Annotated in this window: 16 protein-coding genes; 13 read left to right on the top strand and 3 right to left on the bottom strand. The window is 59.0% G+C overall.

All coding sequences use genetic code 11. From position 1 onward, the window contains the following. The first annotated feature begins 24 nt into the window (after positions 1–24). The 4 genes from ACYVI2_RS24985 (at position 25) to ACYVI2_RS24970 (ending at position 3,433) form a co-directional block, all read left to right on the top strand. Positions 25–849, top strand: a complete 825-nt coding sequence (locus ACYVI2_RS24985) for an SPOR domain-containing protein (RefSeq protein WP_415819809.1) — start codon at positions 25–27, stop codon at positions 847–849. Continuing rightward, entirely contained in the window at positions 846–1,334 is a 489-nt protein-coding gene (locus ACYVI2_RS24980; protein WP_094820789.1) for a CvpA family protein, read from the top strand. The genes ACYVI2_RS24985 and ACYVI2_RS24980 overlap by 4 nt, the downstream gene beginning before the upstream one ends. 23 nt (positions 1,335–1,357) lie before the next feature. After that, the gene (purF, locus tag ACYVI2_RS24975; protein WP_415819808.1) at positions 1,358–2,881 is read left to right on the top strand and encodes an amidophosphoribosyltransferase; all 1,524 of its coding nucleotides are present in this window, start codon (positions 1,358–1,360) and stop codon (positions 2,879–2,881) included. A gap of 87 nt (positions 2,882–2,968) precedes the next feature. Then, positions 2,969–3,433 (top strand): disulfide bond formation protein B, encoded by a 465-nt coding sequence (locus ACYVI2_RS24970; protein ID WP_415819807.1) that lies wholly within the window; start codon positions 2,969–2,971, stop codon positions 3,431–3,433. A gap of 420 nt (positions 3,434–3,853) precedes the next feature. On the opposite strand, the gene ACYVI2_RS24965 is transcribed toward ACYVI2_RS24970, so the two are convergent. After that, positions 3,854–4,711 carry a 23S rRNA (adenine(2030)-N(6))-methyltransferase RlmJ gene (locus ACYVI2_RS24965; RefSeq protein ID WP_415819805.1) on the bottom strand — a complete coding sequence of 286 codons (858 nt, stop codon included), beginning with the start codon at positions 4,709–4,711 and terminating at the stop codon, positions 3,854–3,856. A 15-nt stretch (positions 4,712–4,726) separates the two neighbouring features. Further along, positions 4,727–5,473: a glycerophosphodiester phosphodiesterase gene (ugpQ, locus tag ACYVI2_RS24960; protein WP_415819804.1), complete on the bottom strand. Its 747-nt coding sequence runs from the start codon at positions 5,471–5,473 to the stop codon at positions 4,727–4,729. A 254-nt stretch (positions 5,474–5,727) separates the two neighbouring features. Here ugpQ and ACYVI2_RS24955 point away from each other — a divergent pair, with 254 nt between their 5' ends. From ACYVI2_RS24955 to ACYVI2_RS24915, 9 genes are all read left to right on the top strand, one after another. Next, complete coding sequence (locus tag ACYVI2_RS24955) at positions 5,728–6,633, top strand: branched-chain amino acid ABC transporter permease (RefSeq protein ID WP_415819803.1); 906 nt, start codon at positions 5,728–5,730, stop codon at positions 6,631–6,633. After that, positions 6,633–7,577 carry a branched-chain amino acid ABC transporter permease gene (locus ACYVI2_RS24950; protein ID WP_415819802.1) on the top strand — a complete coding sequence of 315 codons (945 nt, stop codon included), beginning with the start codon at positions 6,633–6,635 and terminating at the stop codon, positions 7,575–7,577. Before ACYVI2_RS24955 ends, ACYVI2_RS24950 begins: the two co-directional genes overlap by 1 nt. Before the next feature lie 2 nt (positions 7,578–7,579). Continuing rightward, complete coding sequence (locus tag ACYVI2_RS24945) at positions 7,580–8,320, top strand: ABC transporter ATP-binding protein (RefSeq protein ID WP_415819801.1); 741 nt, start codon at positions 7,580–7,582, stop codon at positions 8,318–8,320. A gap of 3 nt (positions 8,321–8,323) precedes the next feature. Then, positions 8,324–8,980 carry an ABC transporter ATP-binding protein gene (locus ACYVI2_RS24940; protein WP_415819800.1) on the top strand — a complete coding sequence of 219 codons (657 nt, stop codon included), beginning with the start codon at positions 8,324–8,326 and terminating at the stop codon, positions 8,978–8,980. A gap of 127 nt (positions 8,981–9,107) precedes the next feature. After that, a complete protein-coding gene (locus tag ACYVI2_RS24935; protein WP_415819799.1) occupies positions 9,108–9,860 on the top strand; it encodes an SDR family oxidoreductase in 753 nt (250 codons plus the stop codon). Between the two features lie 235 nt (positions 9,861–10,095). Further along, the gene (locus tag ACYVI2_RS24930; RefSeq protein ID WP_415819798.1) at positions 10,096–11,220 is read left to right on the top strand and encodes a zinc-dependent alcohol dehydrogenase family protein; all 1,125 of its coding nucleotides are present in this window, start codon (positions 10,096–10,098) and stop codon (positions 11,218–11,220) included. A 159-nt stretch (positions 11,221–11,379) separates the two neighbouring features. Beyond that, positions 11,380–12,687 carry an ABC transporter substrate-binding protein gene (locus ACYVI2_RS24925; RefSeq protein ID WP_415819797.1) on the top strand — a complete coding sequence of 436 codons (1,308 nt, stop codon included), beginning with the start codon at positions 11,380–11,382 and terminating at the stop codon, positions 12,685–12,687. A gap of 266 nt (positions 12,688–12,953) precedes the next feature. After that, entirely contained in the window at positions 12,954–13,433 is a 480-nt protein-coding gene (locus ACYVI2_RS24920; protein ID WP_415819796.1) for a VOC family protein, read from the top strand. Positions 13,434–13,641: 208 nt separating this feature from the next. After that, positions 13,642–14,598: a Hint domain-containing protein gene (locus tag ACYVI2_RS24915; protein ID WP_415819795.1), complete on the top strand. Its 957-nt coding sequence runs from the start codon at positions 13,642–13,644 to the stop codon at positions 14,596–14,598. Positions 14,599–14,762: 164 nt separating this feature from the next. Here ACYVI2_RS24915 and mntP read toward each other — a convergent pair whose 3' ends face one another. After that, positions 14,763–15,335 (bottom strand): manganese efflux pump MntP, encoded by a 573-nt coding sequence (gene mntP, locus ACYVI2_RS24910; RefSeq protein WP_415819794.1) that lies wholly within the window; start codon positions 15,333–15,335, stop codon positions 14,763–14,765. Positions 15,336–15,341: the final 6 nt, after the last annotated feature.

Raw genomic sequence — 15,341 nt, 5'->3', positions numbered from 1 at the left:
TCAGGTCGCAAGGAATTCCTGCCCATGGGATTTTTCACTCGCAAAGACTCCGCCTCTCAGGCATCGCCCTCTAGACCGCGTCCGTCGGTATCCAGCGAAGCCCAGGCGGCAGAACTCCGTGGGCGTGCTCGCCGGCGGTTAGCCGGCGCCGTCGCGCTGGTGCTCGCAGCTGTCATCGTGCTGCCGATGGTACTGGACTCTGAGCCCGTACCCGTCGCGGACGATATTCCTATCCGCTTGCCGGATCGCAATACGCCGTACCAACCGCAGGTCTCGCCGCCGGCCGTGGCCGACGCGGGTAATGCTGCCACGGGTACCACGCCGGAGGGTACTGCGGTCGCGCCGCCTGCGACGCCGCCCGTAGAGCCGCCGGCTGTCCCTACGCCGCCTGACGTGTCCACGCAGCCTGCGACGCCGCCTGCTTCCACCGCCCAGCGGCCCGAGACGCCGCCTGCCGCGGTGACTCCGCCCAAGCCGCCAGCGACCAAGCCACCAGCTACGCCGCCCAAACCTCAGCAGTCGCGCGACGAGGACGGTGCTCGGGCCCTGGCCCTGCTGGAGGGGCGTTCCCCGTCTGATACCCCCGTACCGGCTGCACCCAAGCCCGCCGCCAAAGGCAATTTCGTCCTGCAGATCGCTTCATATGGCGCCCAGGCCGATGCCCAATCGCGGCGTACCAAATTGCACCAGGCTGGCGTCACCAACGCTTTTGTCGAACAAGCTTCCGTTGGAGGTAAACAGTCGTATCGCCTGCGCGTGGGGCCATTCCCGTCGCGTGAGGCGGCCCAGGCCGCTCAGGCACGCTTGCGCACGCTGGGTTATGACAACGGCTTCATTGCCAGCCAGTGACCGGTTTCGATTTCGTCGTGTTGGCCATCCTGGCAGCCTCCGGTCTGCTGGGGTTGGTACGCGGCCTGCTGAAAGAAATCCTGTCCTTGATGGCATTTCTATTGGCCTTCGTGGCAGCGATCTGGTGGGGGCCCTCTGTATATGGCTGGATTGAACCCTATATAGAGACTCCGATGCTGCGTATGGGTATTGCGTATGCGGCGGTGTTTATTTTGGTATTGCTAGGGGTAGGGCTGCTCAATATGACGTTGGCTGCCCTGATCCGTACGACTGGCTTGTCTCCGGCAGATCATGGCCTGGGTGCTGTGTTCGGCTTGGCGCGAGGCTTGTTGTTTGTGTTGATATTGGTGGCGTTGGGCGGCTATACGCCGTTGCCGCAAGAGCCCTGGTGGCAAAACGCCATGTTTTCGCATTCGGCCACCGAGGCCGTCAGGCATATCAAGTTGTGGTTGCCCCCGTCGTTGGCGACGTGGCTGCCCTACTAAGTTTCGTTTAACGGGAAATCACCATGTGTGGAATCATCGGGGTCATTGGGCGCGGGCCGGTCAACCAGCTGCTCTATGACGGTTTGCTGCTGCTGCAGCATCGTGGCCAGGACGCGGCAGGTATTGCGACGTCGTCCCAAGGCAGCCACTTCAACATGTTCAAGGCCCACGGCCTGGTGCGGGATGTTTTTCGCACCCGCAACATGCGGTCGCTGCCCGGTACCAGCGGTATCGGTCATGTGCGCTACCCCACGGCGGGCTCCAGCGCCAGCGAAGAAGAAGCCCAACCGTTCTACGTGAACGCGCCGTTCGGCATCACTTTTGCCCATAACGGCAATCTGACCAACTGGCGCGAGCTGCGCGAGTCGCTGTATCGCGATGACCGCCGCCATATCAATACGAATTCTGATTCCGAGGTGCTGCTCAACGTGCTGGCGCACGAGCTGCAGTCGGCCGCTACCGGCGTATCGCTCAACGACGACACGTTGTTCCGTGCGGTATCGGCCGTGCACAAACGAGTGCGTGGCGCTTATGCTGTCGTGGCCCAGATTTCTGGCTATGGCATGTTGGCGTTCCGCGATCCGCATGGCATTCGTCCGCTGTGTATCGGCCGCCAGGAAACCGATGAGGGCGCCGAATGGATGGTCGCTTCGGAATCCGTCGCCCTCGAGGGTAGCGGTTTTGCGTTTGTGCGCGACGTCGAGCCGGGCGAGGCGATTTTTGTCGATCTGGACGGCCGCATGGTCAGCCGCCAGTGCGCTGACAATCCGCAACTCGTTCCTTGTATTTTCGAGTACGTGTATTTCGCACGTCCCGATTCGATGATCAATGGTGTGTCGGTGTATGACGCCCGTCTGCGTATGGGTGAATACCTGGCCGACAAGGTGGCGCGCAATATGCGTCTGGGCGATATCGATGTGGTGATGCCGATTCCGGATTCGTCGCGTCCCGCCGCGATGCAGTTGGCGGCACGTCTGGGCCTGGACTATCGCGAAGGCCTGATCAAGAACCGATACGTGGGCCGTACGTTCATCATGCCGGGCCAGGCGGTGCGCCGTAAATCCGTTCGCCAGAAACTCAATGCGATCGGCAGCGAGTTCAAGGGCAAAAACGTGCTGCTGGTCGATGATTCCATCGTTCGCGGCACGACCAGCCGCGAAATCGTCGATATGGCGCGTGCGGCTGGCGCGAACAAGGTCTACTTCGCCTCGGCTGCGCCTCCAGTGCGCTTCCCGAACGTGTACGGCATCGATATGCCTACGCAGAGCGAGTTGATCGCCACGGGTCGTACAGACGAGGAAATCGCGCGCACGATCGGCGCTGACGGGTTGATCTATCAAGACCTCAGCGATATGCAGCAAGCTGTCACGGATATCAATCCGGCTTTGACGCGTTTTGAGTCGTCCTGCTTTGACGGTCAGTATGTGACCGGCGATATTACGGCGGAATACCTCGAGCGCCTGGGCCAATCGCGTGGAGACCCGGGCGGCGATGAGTCCACCGGCGGGCTGCAGTTCAACATGGGATTCTCGTCGAGCGACGCCTGATGCGGCGCATGATCGGCCTGTCCTTTCTGTAACGATGCCGGGCAGTGGTATGGCCCGGCATCATGTTTTTTACCTCGGTCTAATTACATGCAATCTTCTCGTCGCCTGTTATGGCTGATCGCCATTTTCTGCTTTGGTGCGTTGGGCGTTGCCCTGGTGTCGCAGCATGTGTATGACATGCCGCCTTGCGCGTGGTGCGTGTTGCAGCGCTTGATCTATCTCACTATTGGCGTGATTGCTTTGATTGGCGCCAATGTGGCGGTGCTGGCTAGGTTATGCGCGGGGCTGGCGGCCATATTGAGTGTGGGCGGGATTGCTGCGGCCTGGTATCAATATGATGTGGCGGCGCATATGTTTTCTTGCGATCAGACGTTCGCGGATCAGTTCATGAGCGCGTCGGGGTTGGATGGGGCGGTGCCTTGGCTGTTTGGGATTTATGCTAGTTGCATGGATGCTATGGTGGAAGTGTTCGGGGTGGAGTATGCGCTCTGGAGTTTGAGTTTGTTTGTTTTGTTGTTGTTGGGGAGTTTACGGGGGATGTTGCGGCGGTGAGGTGATCAGGCGGGACGGGGAGCGAGTGCTATTGGACGTCGAAGCGGGGCAGTGACCGTGTTGGCGCTTCACGGAGTCGGTCGGCCGCCTGCGCGGCCGACACCGCTTCGTCAACCTCGTCGCTACGCTCCTTCGGTTTCCCTCGCTCGACTCCGAGGCGCGCCAACACGGTCACTGCCCCGCTTCGACTCGCAAAATCTCTGATTCCCTCGTCGCTGGCACGAGCGGTCTACGTAGGCTTCGTAGGCGATGATTTCTGCAAGGACGAAGATCTTGCAGGGCGGCTATTCATGGCCGCCTACGGGCGCGGCCATGAATAGCGTTCGTGATCTGCATGCGAGGGCTTTGGCGTTGGTGGCAAACAGGAGATCTCTCGAGCAACGATTTCTCATAGGCCGGCACTAGATTGCCAGCGGGTTATCAGTCTGTGCGATGCTGCAGACTGTAGGTGGCGCGGTCGTCTTGGGCCAGCAATTTTGTCAGGACTGGCATCGTGTCTTTCAACGCGGCATGCAAAGTCCAGGGCGGATTCACGATGAACATGCCGCTGCCATGCAGGCCGAACCCATCGGCTGCGGGTCGTTTTACCGTCAACGATACGTGCAGCCAGTTCTTGATCGGCAGGTTCTCGAGATGGCGGGGCATTTCGGTGGCCTCGCGTCGTTGAACCAGCGGATACCATACGGCGTAGGTGCCGGTGGCAAAGCGCTTGAGGCCTTCTTTGACGGCGTTCAGGGTGCGTTTGTAGTCCTGCTTGTCCTCGTACGAGGGATCGATCAGCACCATTCCGCGCCGCGTGGGCGGGGGCAGCAGCGATTTCATGCCTTCAAAGCCGTCTGCCGCGAAAATCGTGGTTTGACGCAGCGCTACGCGGTCGAGCTTTTCCAGGTTGCTGGCCAAGATGCCAGATTCGGTCGGATGCATTTCAAATAAACGCAGCCGGTCGCGGTCACGCAATGCGTCTAATGTCAGCCAGGGCGAGCCTGGGTAGTGACGCAAGCGGCCATTGGGGTTATAGCGCCGGACCTGGGCGACGTACTCGGCCAACAGGGGCGGCAGGTCCTTCAGGTCCCACAGGCGGCCGATGCCGTCGGCAAACTCCGCGTTCTTATTTGCCCATTCGCCATCGAGCGCATACAAACCTGCGCCGGCGTGGGTGTCGATGACCCAATAGGGATTGTCCTTGCGGTTCAGATAATCCAGCATTTGAACCAGCAGCGCGTGCTTTAACACGTCGGCATGATTGCCGGCATGGAAAGCGTGTCGATAACTAAACAAAATAATTTCCTGTCGTCAGGCAATAGGGGGAATACTGGCCAGCTCGTCGGTGAAAATGGCATCCATGCCCCAGGATAGCAGCAGTTGCGCGCGCGCCGGGTCGTTGACGGTCCAGGCGGCGATGCGGTAGCCCGCTGCGTGTACGTCTGCGATCAGTTCGGGCGTGGCGTCGCGCTGGTTGATGTTGAGGGCGACGCAATCATACTTGGCCAAACGTTCGCGCCAATCGGCGGGCACCTGTTCGACCAGCAGGGCCCTGGGCAATTCCGGTGCGGCGGTCTGGGCCGAGGCCAGCGAGGCTTCGGAAAATGAGGACAGTAAGGGCGCGACGGTGGCGCCCTGCCAAAGTGCGCGTGCTGCTAACGCTACTGCGGTGCCGGTTTCGGCTTCGCGGCCAGGACTGGGTTTGATTTCGACGTTGCAGGCAATGTGGTTGGCGATCGCGTAGCGGGCCACGGCCTGAAAACTGGCTACAGGTTCGCCGGCGTAGGCCGGTGAATGCCAGCCGCCCGCGTCCAATAACACGAGCTCGGTGTAGGGGAGAGCACCCGCAGGGCCACGGCCATCTGTCGTACGGTCCAGGTCATCGTCGTGCAACAGAAAAGCGATGTCATCTCGACTGAGTTTGACGTCGAATTCGACCATGCGAAAACCATGCTCAGCGCCTACGCGCATCGCAGCCAATGTGTTTTCGGGGGCCAGGCGGCCGCCGCCGCGATGGGCAATATGGGTGGGATATGGCCAGGAAGCGGACATAGACATGATGGTGAGATAGTGGAAACAAGACCGAATAACGGTCGAGGTTGCAAGAATAACCCTTCAAGGTTCATTAAGCTGGGTTTCCAGAAAATTTAATAGGTCCTGAGCGAGGGGCATACCTATACTTTGTCACCACAACAGAGAAGGGTGTGACACACATCCGGGTAACCCCCTATCGCTGTGCGTGCACGACCTTGATTACCTGCAGGACAAGGTCCCACGTTCCAGCGATATTCCATAAAAGAAGGAGACAAGGTTTGACCTGGGATCTACTGCCTTTGGCCTTGGTAGACGGTGTGGCTTATGCCAGCCTGCTATTTTTGGTCTCGATGGGCCTGACGCTGGTGTTTGGCGTCATGGGAATACTGAACGTTGCCCACGGCGCGTTTTATGCTTATGGCGGCTATGCCGCTGCCACGTTTGTCATGGCGCTCGCGCCACATAGCGAATCCCCCATTTTGTTGTTTGCGGCCCTGTTCGCGGCCGCGATTGTCGTGGGGCTGGTGTTGGGCGGCGTGATGGAGTTTCTGCTGATTCGCCGTGCGCAGAACTACGATCCCATTCTCAAATTGTTGCTGACCTTTGGCGCGTTTCTGATGCTGGAGGACATCCAGCGCATGATCTGGGGCGCGCAGCCCTATAGCGCCAGCGAGGTGGTAAACCGGCTGGGCAATATCGAGCTGGGCGAGATTACCTACACCACGTATCAGTTGATCATCGTGCCGGTGACCGCTGTGCTGGCTTATGTATTCCTGGAGTTTTTCCTGAAGCACACCAAGCTCGGCAAGCAGACCGTGGCCATGACTCACCATCGTGAGGTCGCCACGTCACTGGGCATCAATGCAAAGAAAATCGGCCTGGTGACTTTTGTGATCGCGACGATTCTGGGGGCATTGGGCGGTGCGCTGGCGGCCCCCACGACCTCGCTCGTGCCAGGCGCCGGGACGGATATGACGGTGTTGTCCTTTGCCGTGGTGGCGACAGCGGGCCTGGGGCAAATCACGGGTGCGCTGATCGCTTCGCTGCTGATTGGCATCATCCGCGCCATGACGGTCTACACCGCGCCTGAACTGGAGGTCGCAGTTCCGTACATCATCATGGTGCTGGTGCTCATCATCCGGCCACATGGCTTGTTCACCGTGGCTCAAGCGAGGAGGATCTGATGAACGTTCCTATCCTCAGCGTATTGGCCGCGATCATCACGCTCATCGTGGGCTATAGCTTTTCCTGGACCATCACACCGATTGTGATCGGGTTGACGTACGCGATCGCGGCCCTGGGGGTCTCGATCATGGCGCGGGCTGGCCAAGTGTCGTTCGGTCATGCCATGTATGCCTGCATCTCTGCGTACACGGTCGCGTTTCTGGCACGGGCCATGCCTGGTGCAGATGCGTTGCTGTTGATCCTGGCAGGCGTGGTCGCGAGTTTTGCTGCCGCGTTGGTCGTCGGCTCGTTTGTCGTGCGTTACAGGGGGATTTTCTTCGGGATGTTGAACCTCGCGCTCAGCATGGTGCTGTTTGCGCTGCTGGGCAAGCTCTATCACCTGACGGGCGGTTCGGATGGGCTGCGTATTGTGCGTCCCACCTTGTTCGGCCTGGTCATGGAACGCGCGGCTTTCGAGCGCGGTCTGCTGGTGCTGACCTTGGTGTTGTCGCTGCTGCTGGCGTGGTGGGTACAGCGTTATTTCCGGTCGGGCAGCGGACAGGCATTGTCGGCCATCAAGACGAATGAGACTCGCATCGAGTACCTGGGATTTTCCGCATATCTGATCATGTGGAAAGGGTATCTGTTGTCGGCTGTGGTAGTTGGCGTATCGGGCGCGTTGCTCGCCTTGATGCAGGGGCTGGTCACGCCTGAGTTGGGTTCGTGGCTGCGGTCTGGAGAGTTTGTCTTTATCACCATCCTGGGTGGTGCGGGCCACGCTGCTGGCGCTTTCCTGGGGGCCGCCGCATTCGAATTCGTCAAGCTGGCCTCGGCAGCCTATTTCCCCGGCCTGTGGCAGTTCCTGTTGGGGCTGACGTTGATTCTGGTGATCTTTATTTTTCCGACCGGCTTTGTCGGCCAGATCATGAAGCGCATCGCCACCCCCAAACCGGCAAGGAACTGAGCATGGAACCGTTAGTGAAGACGACCGGCCTCACGCTCGCCTTTGGCGGCGTGGTGGCTGCAGACAATATTGATTTTGAGCTGCACGAGGGCGAGCGCCTCGCCGTGATCGGGCAGAACGGTGCGGGCAAGACCACGTTCATCAACATCTGCACCGGATATCTGAAACCGTCAAAGGGCAAGGTTTACTTCAACGGCAAAGACGTCACCGGCATGGCGCCGCGCAAGATCGTGCGCCTCGGCCTGGGACGCTCGTTTCAACTGCCGCAGTTGTTCACGGAGCACACGGTGCGCCAATGCGTGCAAATTGCTGCCGCGCGGCGCAACAAGGACCTGAGCTGGTTTCGTGCACTGGAGCACACCATAGATGGCCGCGAAGTCGACGCGACATTGGATCTGGTGGGATTGTTGCCGGACGCCGATGCGCTATGCATTGAGCTGCCGGAGGGCAAACGCAAACTGTTGGATGTGGCAATGGCGTTGGCTCTGCAACCCAAACTCTTGATCATGGACGAGCCTACCAGCGGTGTCGCCTCGGAGGATAAGCATGGTTTGATGGAGACCGTCATGCATGCGCTGGATGAGCGTCGCGTGACAAGCTGGTTCGTGGAACATGACGTGGACATCGTGTCGCGCTACGCCACGCGCGTGGCGGCGTGGATCGCGGGCAAAGTGGCTGCCGACGGTTCGCCCGAGCACGTGCTGAACCATCCGCAAATCAAGAGCGAAGTCCTGGGGGTATGAGCCATGTTGAATCTATCGGCCATTAACGTGGACCTCGCTGGCAACCGCATTCTGCGTGATGTGACTGCGCGGTTTGAGGCGACAAAAACGATCGGCATTGTCGGGCGCAACGGCGCAGGCAAGACTACGCTATTGCGTACCATCATGGGCCTGACTCGCCTGAAATCCGGGCGCATCGAATTCGACGGCATCGAGCTTTCGGCGTTGCCGGGCCATCTGCGGGCGGCACACCAGATCGGCTATTCCCCCGAAGACCGCGTGATTTTCCCCACCATGACGGTGGAGCAAAATCTGCGTTTGCCTTGCGAGGTCCAAGGACAATCGAGTGAAGCGATCCGCCAGCGTATCGACACGGTGCTCAAGGTCGTGCCTCAGCTGGAGCCCATGTTGGCGCGGTCCGGTGCGGCGCTGTCGGGCGGGCAGGGCAAGATGGTGGCGCTGGCGCGAGCGGTGATGGTGGGCACGCGCCTCTTGATGCTGGACGAGCCCTTTCAGGGGCTGGCGCCCAAGCTCGCGCGTGACTACACCGAGGCGCTCGCGCGGTTGAAAGACTTGCAGCCTGATCTGTGCGTGGTGATCACCGAGTCCAACGTCAAACTGCTCGGCGATATCCCGGATCAGATCTGGACCATCGAACGCGGCGCGATCTCGCTGAATTGAGGTGAGCCTTCCTCACACGGTCGCATGTCAACACGATACGGGTGGCCCTCAGTGAACAGTGTGTTCTCGATACTGAAGGCCATTTGGCAACACGGTAAGTAACCCCAGGCAGAAGACGGAGAGAGAGATGGGTCAATTGCAAGGTAAGGTCGCCATCGTTACGGGCGCAGGCAGTGGTTTTGGCGAAGGCATCGCCAAGCTTTTCGCCAAAGAGGGCGCTCAGGTCGTGATCGCCGATATCAATAAAAAAGCCGCTGATCGTGTGGCCGGCGAGATCGGCAGTGTTGCGCTATCACTGCAGACGGATGTCTCCAGCCGCGCGGATATCGACGCGATGGTCACGCACACCCTGGAAGCATTCGGTGGACTGGATATCGTCGTGAACAACGCGGCCATCACACATAAAAACCAGCCGATGCTGGACGTGGATGAGGAAATGTTCGATCGTATGTTCGCGATCAATGTGAAATCCATCTATCACATGTCGCAGGCTGTCATCCCGCACATGCGGCAACAAAAGCGCGGTGTGATCCTGAACATTGGCTCCACTGCAGGGATTCGTCCGCGTCCTGGACTGAGTTGGTACAACGCCTCCAAAGGCGCGGTGAATGTCTTGTCCAAATCCATGGCGGTTGAACTGGGGCCCGACAATATCCGTGTCAACGCCATCTGCCCAGTGATGGGTGTGACGGGAATGTTTGAGCTGTTCATGGGATTGCCGGATACGCCGGAGAACCGCGCGAAGTTTTCTGCCACGATTCCGTTGGGCCGTTTCTGCCAACCGTCGGACGTGGCGGCAGCTGCGCTCTATCTGGCCAGCGATGCCGCAGAGTTCATCACTGGCGTCGAGTTCCCGGTGGACGGTGGCCGCACGATTTGATGCGCAGCGGCGTGCTTTGACTGGCGTAGTCATGCGATCCTGTGTGGCGCGATCGGAGGACGTAATCATGCAGTCCAGTGTGGCGCGATCGGAGGATGTAGTCATGCAGTCCAGTGTTTAGCGATTCGTATTGGCAGGTACTGTCGTGTAGCTGGGTGCCTGACGTTTTACATAGATGTGTCTTTGCTGCAGCGGGTTCGCAGCAGCCATGCGTTCGGATTTTTCGGAGTTGTCGATGAAAATCAAAGCCGCCGTTTTACGCAATATGGGCCTGGCCGCGCCTTATGCAGATAGCCGTCCCCTGCAAATCACCGAAGTCGAACTGGACCCCCCGGGTTTCGGCGAAGTCTTGGTGCGTATCCGTGCCGCGGGCCTTTGCCATTCAGATCTATCCGTCATCAATGGTGACCGCCCACGCGGCCTGCCTATGGTGCTCGGCCATGAATCATCGGGCGAGGTCGTCGAGGTCGGCGCCGGCGTCACGGATCTGCAGGCCGGGGATCATGTCGCCATGGTGTTTGTCCCTAGCTGCGGATGCTGCCATCCGTGCCTGGAGGGCAGGCCGGCACTGTGTGAGCCGGGGGCGGCTGCGAATACGCAAGGGACATTGTTGAGCGGTGCGCGGCGCTTGCATGTCGGTGACGAGTATCTGAATCACCACACCGGTGTGTCGTGTTTTGCCGAATACGCCGTCGTGTCACGCCGTTCATGCGTCAAGGTCAACGTCGAGCTATCCCATCGCGAGGCGGCACTATTCGGTTGTGCGGTCTTGACCGGGGCGGGGGCGGTGTTGAACCGAGCCCGCGTCAAAGCAGGCGACGACGTGGCGATTGTCGGTTTAGGCGGCGTGGGCCTCAGCGCCTTGCTCGCTGCCGTCGCGGCCGGCGCGCGCCGGGTGGTGGCGGTGGATCTTTCCGACGACAAACTGGCGTTGGCGCGTGACCTGGGCGCGACGCATACGGTGAACCCCAAACAGGTCAAGAGCGATGATGATCTCTATGACCTGTCCGGTGGCCGCGTGCATTATGGGCTGGATATGGCGGGTGCGGTGCCCGCGTTTGAAACGGCCTACAAACTCACCCGCCGAGGCGGTGCGACCATCACCTCGGGCCTGCCGAATCCCAAACTGAGTTTTTCGCTGTCACTGTCGCAGATGGTGGGCGAGGAGCGTGAAATCCGCGGCAGCTATCTAGGCTCGGGCGTGCCTGCCATCGATATTGGACGCTACATCGATCTGTACAAAGGCGGCCGTTTGCCGGTAGACAAAATGATGGGCAAGTCCTTTACGCTGGATCAGATCAACGAAGGCTTTGACGAGCTGGCCACAGGCAGCAACCTGCGCGACGCGATTGTGTTTTAACGGCCAGATTTCAGGCTGAATGCACTGATGGGGATCGTGGGGTGTCTTGTCCAAAACCTCAGGCGAATCAACGGACTTGACACCACTCCGACCCGTGGGCCTGCGGCCTGCGAGGTCAATCGATAAATCTTATGAACCGTTGGACCAGGAGATAACACAATGAAGAAACTTTCCAGGTTGACCCCTTTGCTGGGCGCCATGCTGCTCTCGGGCGTTGCCGCATTTGCCCATGCTGCCGATAAACCCAAAGAGCTGAATGTCGGTATCTCGACCTACCTGTCGGGATCGGCCTCGGTATTCGGGATTCCCGCCCGCGATGCCGCCGAGATCTTGATTCAGGACATCAACGCCAATGGCGGCATCGACGGCGTGAAAATCGTGCCCAGCTATATCGACGAGGGTGGCGGTGGCGAAAAGCTCCTGACGGAGTATCGCCGTTTGGCCGAGGGCGGCACGCGGGTCATGCTGTCGGCGATTTCCAGCGGCCACTGCAACATCGTGGCGCCGGTTGCCGAGGACCTGAAAGTCCTGAACGTGTTGTGGGACTGCGGCACGGAAAAGGCCCTGGAGGGCAAGAAATACAAATACGTGGTCCGTACCCAGGCTAACGCCACCACCGAAATGGTGGCCCAGGTACTGTACCTGATGAAGGTGAAACCGGACTTCAAGACCTTGGCCATCGTCAACCAGGATTACGCGTGGGGCCGTGATTCGCGCGACATCTTCCTGGCAGCGCTGAAGAAATTCAAACCCGACGTGAAAGTCGTTGCCGAAATGTTCCCGAAATTCGGCGCGGCGGACTTTTCCACGGAGATCAGCCGTTTGCAGGCGCTGCGTCCAGACGTGATTCTGTCGACCTCATGGGGCGGCGATCTGGATAATTTCGTGCGCCAGGCCTCGCAGCGCAATCTGTTCAAGAACTCGACCTTTGTCCTGTCGTTGGCCGAGAGTTCGCTGGAGCGCCTCGGCAACTCCCTGCCCGAAGGCGTCTACATCGGGGCACGCGGCGATCATTATTTCCTGCACCCGGAAACCAAGGATGATCCTGCACACCAGGCATTCATCAAGAAATTCCATGACAAAACGGGCGCCTATCCGATTTACTCGGTGTATCACATGGTGCAAGCCCTGAATGGCCTGAAAGCGGGCTACGAAAAGGCCATCAAGGATAACGGCGGAGCATGGCCCACGCCCGAGCAGGTGGCCGCGGCAATGCATGACATCAAGTTCAAAGGCTTTGGACGTGAGCTGACGCTCAATCGCGTCGATGGACAGAGCCTGGAGGCACAGCTCTTTGGCGTGACCAAAAAGAGCGACAAGTATCCGTTCAAAGTGCTGTCGGATATCACCATCGTGCCGGCTGAACTGGTTACCCCGGGCGTTGAGGAGACGTCGATGGGATGGATCGAAAAGAGCTTGAATGCGGACGTGCTAAAGAGTGATCAGATCAAGGTCTATAAGGACTGATTGTTCTGCATGAGAGCGAGGCTCGGCGCCCGCAATTTTCCGGGCGCCGAGTCTTTTATGTAGCGGCGGGCCAGGTCGGACAGGCTGGCCTGGCCGGTGTGGATTCCCGGTTTTTATGCCCGTCCTTTTGGTAGTTGTTGGCTAAAGGGCGGGCGCTGCGTTTGTGAGCATTGGTACCAAGCGGACGATACGGGATTCGCAATGAAGGCGATCTGCGTTATTTTGAGGACGGCAGATGACCATGCCTACCCTTCAGGAGACGCGCAATGATCAGCAAGAACACGATCTGTTTGTGGTATGACCGCGATGCGTTGGATGCCGCGACGTTCTATGCCGAAACTTTTCCTAATAGCTCCGTGGGAGACATTCTCCGCGCCCCGGGCGACTATCCCGACGGCAAGCAAGGAGACGTCTTGACCGTGCAGTTCACCGTCGCTGGAATCCCGTGCGTCGGCCTGAACGGTGGCCCGGTGTTCAAGCACAACGAGGCGTTTTCGTTTCAGATCGCCACGGACGACCAGGCGGAAACCGACCGTCTATGGAATGCCGTCGTCGGCAATGGTGGCCAAGAGAGTGACTGCGGTTGGTGTAGGGATCGTTGGGGTCTGTCCTGGCAAATCACGCCCCGAGTCCTGCTCGAGGCCATCACCGATCCCGATCCTGCTGCTGCGAAGCGCGCCTTCGATGCCATGATGACAATGCAAAAAATCGACATCGCGACCATTGAAGCCGCGCGACGCGGTTGAAACCTAGGGCAGGTCGGGCCGTTCGGCGTTCTGGTTATTCGGTAAGACGACATCCCGAGGCGTGGATTGTTATCGCCTGTTGCGCCTGATTTATATTACATTTGGACAATTAATGTGATAATTTGCGGCTTCGGCCGCATTTTTATTGTCTTTTTGTATCTGGTTGCGCTGGCGATTGCCATCCTTGCCGCGCGGTTTGAGGAATCGTATGAGCCAGTCATTTGCATTCACCCTAACGCCCGGCAGTTTTGGGTACGCGGTCTATACCGGCACCGAGTTCAGCCAATACACCGATAAGGTGGTTGGTAAAACTCCGATGACGGAGACTCACACCTATACCGTGACGCAAGACTCCGACGACGGCGCTTTTAGCGTCGGCGACGCTGTTGATCTCTATGAGGACGGCGTGTATATCGGTTCCGGGACGATAGGGGGGGTGACAGGTACAGGAATCCTCTTGCAGCTCGAGAACAGTCTCGGTGCAACCTATTTCACGACCGACCTGAATGAGTCTTATGAGCTGGGAGCCCCATTTCCGTACTCGACTACGGAGGTATTTCCGGTGTGCTTTGTGCGTGGCACATTGATTGAGACGCCCTCGGGGCCGGTAGCTATTGAAGATCTTGTCCCGGGTAACCAAGTTCTCGGCAGTACGGGGTGGCGTACGGCCAAATGGATAGGCTGGCGCCACTATGGCGCGTTTGGATTGCGTACTGCCGAACAAAAGGCTCGCTGCGCCCCGGTACGTATTCGCAAGGATGCGTTAGGTGAGAGTCAACCGGCACAGGACCTACTCGTCTCACCTTGGCATCATCTGTACGTCGACGGCGTGCTGGTGCGTGCGCACGATCTGATCAACGGCATCACGATCACACAAGAAACCCATGTGACGAGCGTGTCGTATTACCACGTGGAGTTGGATCAATTTGACGTGGTGCTGGCTCATGGCGTCTATTCCGAGTCATGGGCCGACGGCGGCAATCGCGATTTCTTTCAGAACGTCGATGTCACCGCACTGCGCCCTGAGGATAAGCAACGCCGCATGGCGGATCGCCCTGGTTTCAAGGCGCTGCGTCAGGCTCACGAAATCGCGGCGATCCACGGCCGTATCGCGCAACGAGCGGGTACGTTGACCTCGGCGCGGTGTTGGTTGAATGCCGCTTGACCTACGCAGTTTTGATGCAGTTGCAGCAGGCTGCGTGTTGCGCCCGCAAAGCGCAAGGTCGGCTTGAATTTTGAACAGACCCCGACGACTGGATTGATATCCAACTATGGGGCCGGTTCAATTGTGCAACGGCTATGCGGCCATGCATGCGGCCTGGAAACGGTTCAGAGTCCTGCTGCCGTGAGATGCTCGTAAAGAATCGTGGAGCCGATGCCGATCAACGCGATTCCGCCCAGGATTTCAGCGCGTTTACCGGCAATACTGCCCAGAGCGCGGCCCACCATGACGCCTATTGTGACCATCAGCGTGGTTGCCAGACCAATCGCGATGGCGGTGACGACAATATTGTTGTCGATGAAGGCCAGACTGACGCCGACTGCCATGGCGTCAATGCTGGTGGCAAAACCCGTGGCCGCCAGCAGCCAGAATGAATGACGGCTTACCGGGGCTGATTCCTGATCCTCTTCTTTGAACGCATTGCGGATCATCATCAGCCCCAGAATACAGAGCATGATGAACGCGATCCAGTGGTCCCATTCCTGGACGTACTTTGCGGCGACAGACCCTAGTGCCCAGCCTATGAGTGGCGTGATTGCTTCGATGATGCCGAAGATGACACCCGTGCGCAGGGCTTCGGGGAATCTGGGTTTGTGTAGGGCAGTGCCTTTGCTGACAGCGGCGGCGAAAGCGTCCGTGGACATCGCCAAAGCGAGCACGAGCGTGGAAAGTGCGTTCATTGTGAT

Source organism: Bordetella tumbae (assembly GCF_054780995.1).
Note: the sequence above shows the minus strand (reverse complement) of the source record. Positions and strands in the feature narration are given on the sequence as shown.

Bases quoted from the DNA above. Each gene is read 5' to 3' on its own strand.
- ACYVI2_RS24985 (WP_415819809.1), top strand. From the start codon at position 25: ATGGGATTTTTCACTCGCAAAGACTCCGCCTCTCAGGCATCGCCCTCT.
- purF (WP_415819808.1), top strand. From the start codon at position 1,358: ATGTGTGGAATCATCGGGGTCATTGGGCGCGGGCCGGTCAACCAGCTG.
- ACYVI2_RS24970 (WP_415819807.1), top strand. From the start codon at position 2,969: ATGCAATCTTCTCGTCGCCTGTTATGGCTGATCGCCATTTTCTGCTTT.
- ugpQ (WP_415819804.1), bottom strand. From the start codon at position 5,473: ATGTCTATGTCCGCTTCCTGGCCATATCCCACCCATATTGCCCATCGC.
- ACYVI2_RS24950 (WP_415819802.1), top strand. From the start codon at position 6,633: ATGAACGTTCCTATCCTCAGCGTATTGGCCGCGATCATCACGCTCATC.
- ACYVI2_RS24945 (WP_415819801.1), top strand. From the start codon at position 7,580: ATGGAACCGTTAGTGAAGACGACCGGCCTCACGCTCGCCTTTGGCGGC.
- ACYVI2_RS24940 (WP_415819800.1), top strand. From the start codon at position 8,324: ATGTTGAATCTATCGGCCATTAACGTGGACCTCGCTGGCAACCGCATT.
- ACYVI2_RS24935 (WP_415819799.1), top strand. From the start codon at position 9,108: ATGGGTCAATTGCAAGGTAAGGTCGCCATCGTTACGGGCGCAGGCAGT.
- ACYVI2_RS24930 (WP_415819798.1), top strand. From the start codon at position 10,096: ATGAAAATCAAAGCCGCCGTTTTACGCAATATGGGCCTGGCCGCGCCT.
- ACYVI2_RS24925 (WP_415819797.1), top strand. From the start codon at position 11,380: ATGAAGAAACTTTCCAGGTTGACCCCTTTGCTGGGCGCCATGCTGCTC.
- ACYVI2_RS24920 (WP_415819796.1), top strand. From the start codon at position 12,954: ATGATCAGCAAGAACACGATCTGTTTGTGGTATGACCGCGATGCGTTG.
- ACYVI2_RS24915 (WP_415819795.1), top strand. From the start codon at position 13,642: ATGAGCCAGTCATTTGCATTCACCCTAACGCCCGGCAGTTTTGGGTAC.
- mntP (WP_415819794.1), bottom strand. From the start codon at position 15,335: ATGAACGCACTTTCCACGCTCGTGCTCGCTTTGGCGATGTCCACGGAC.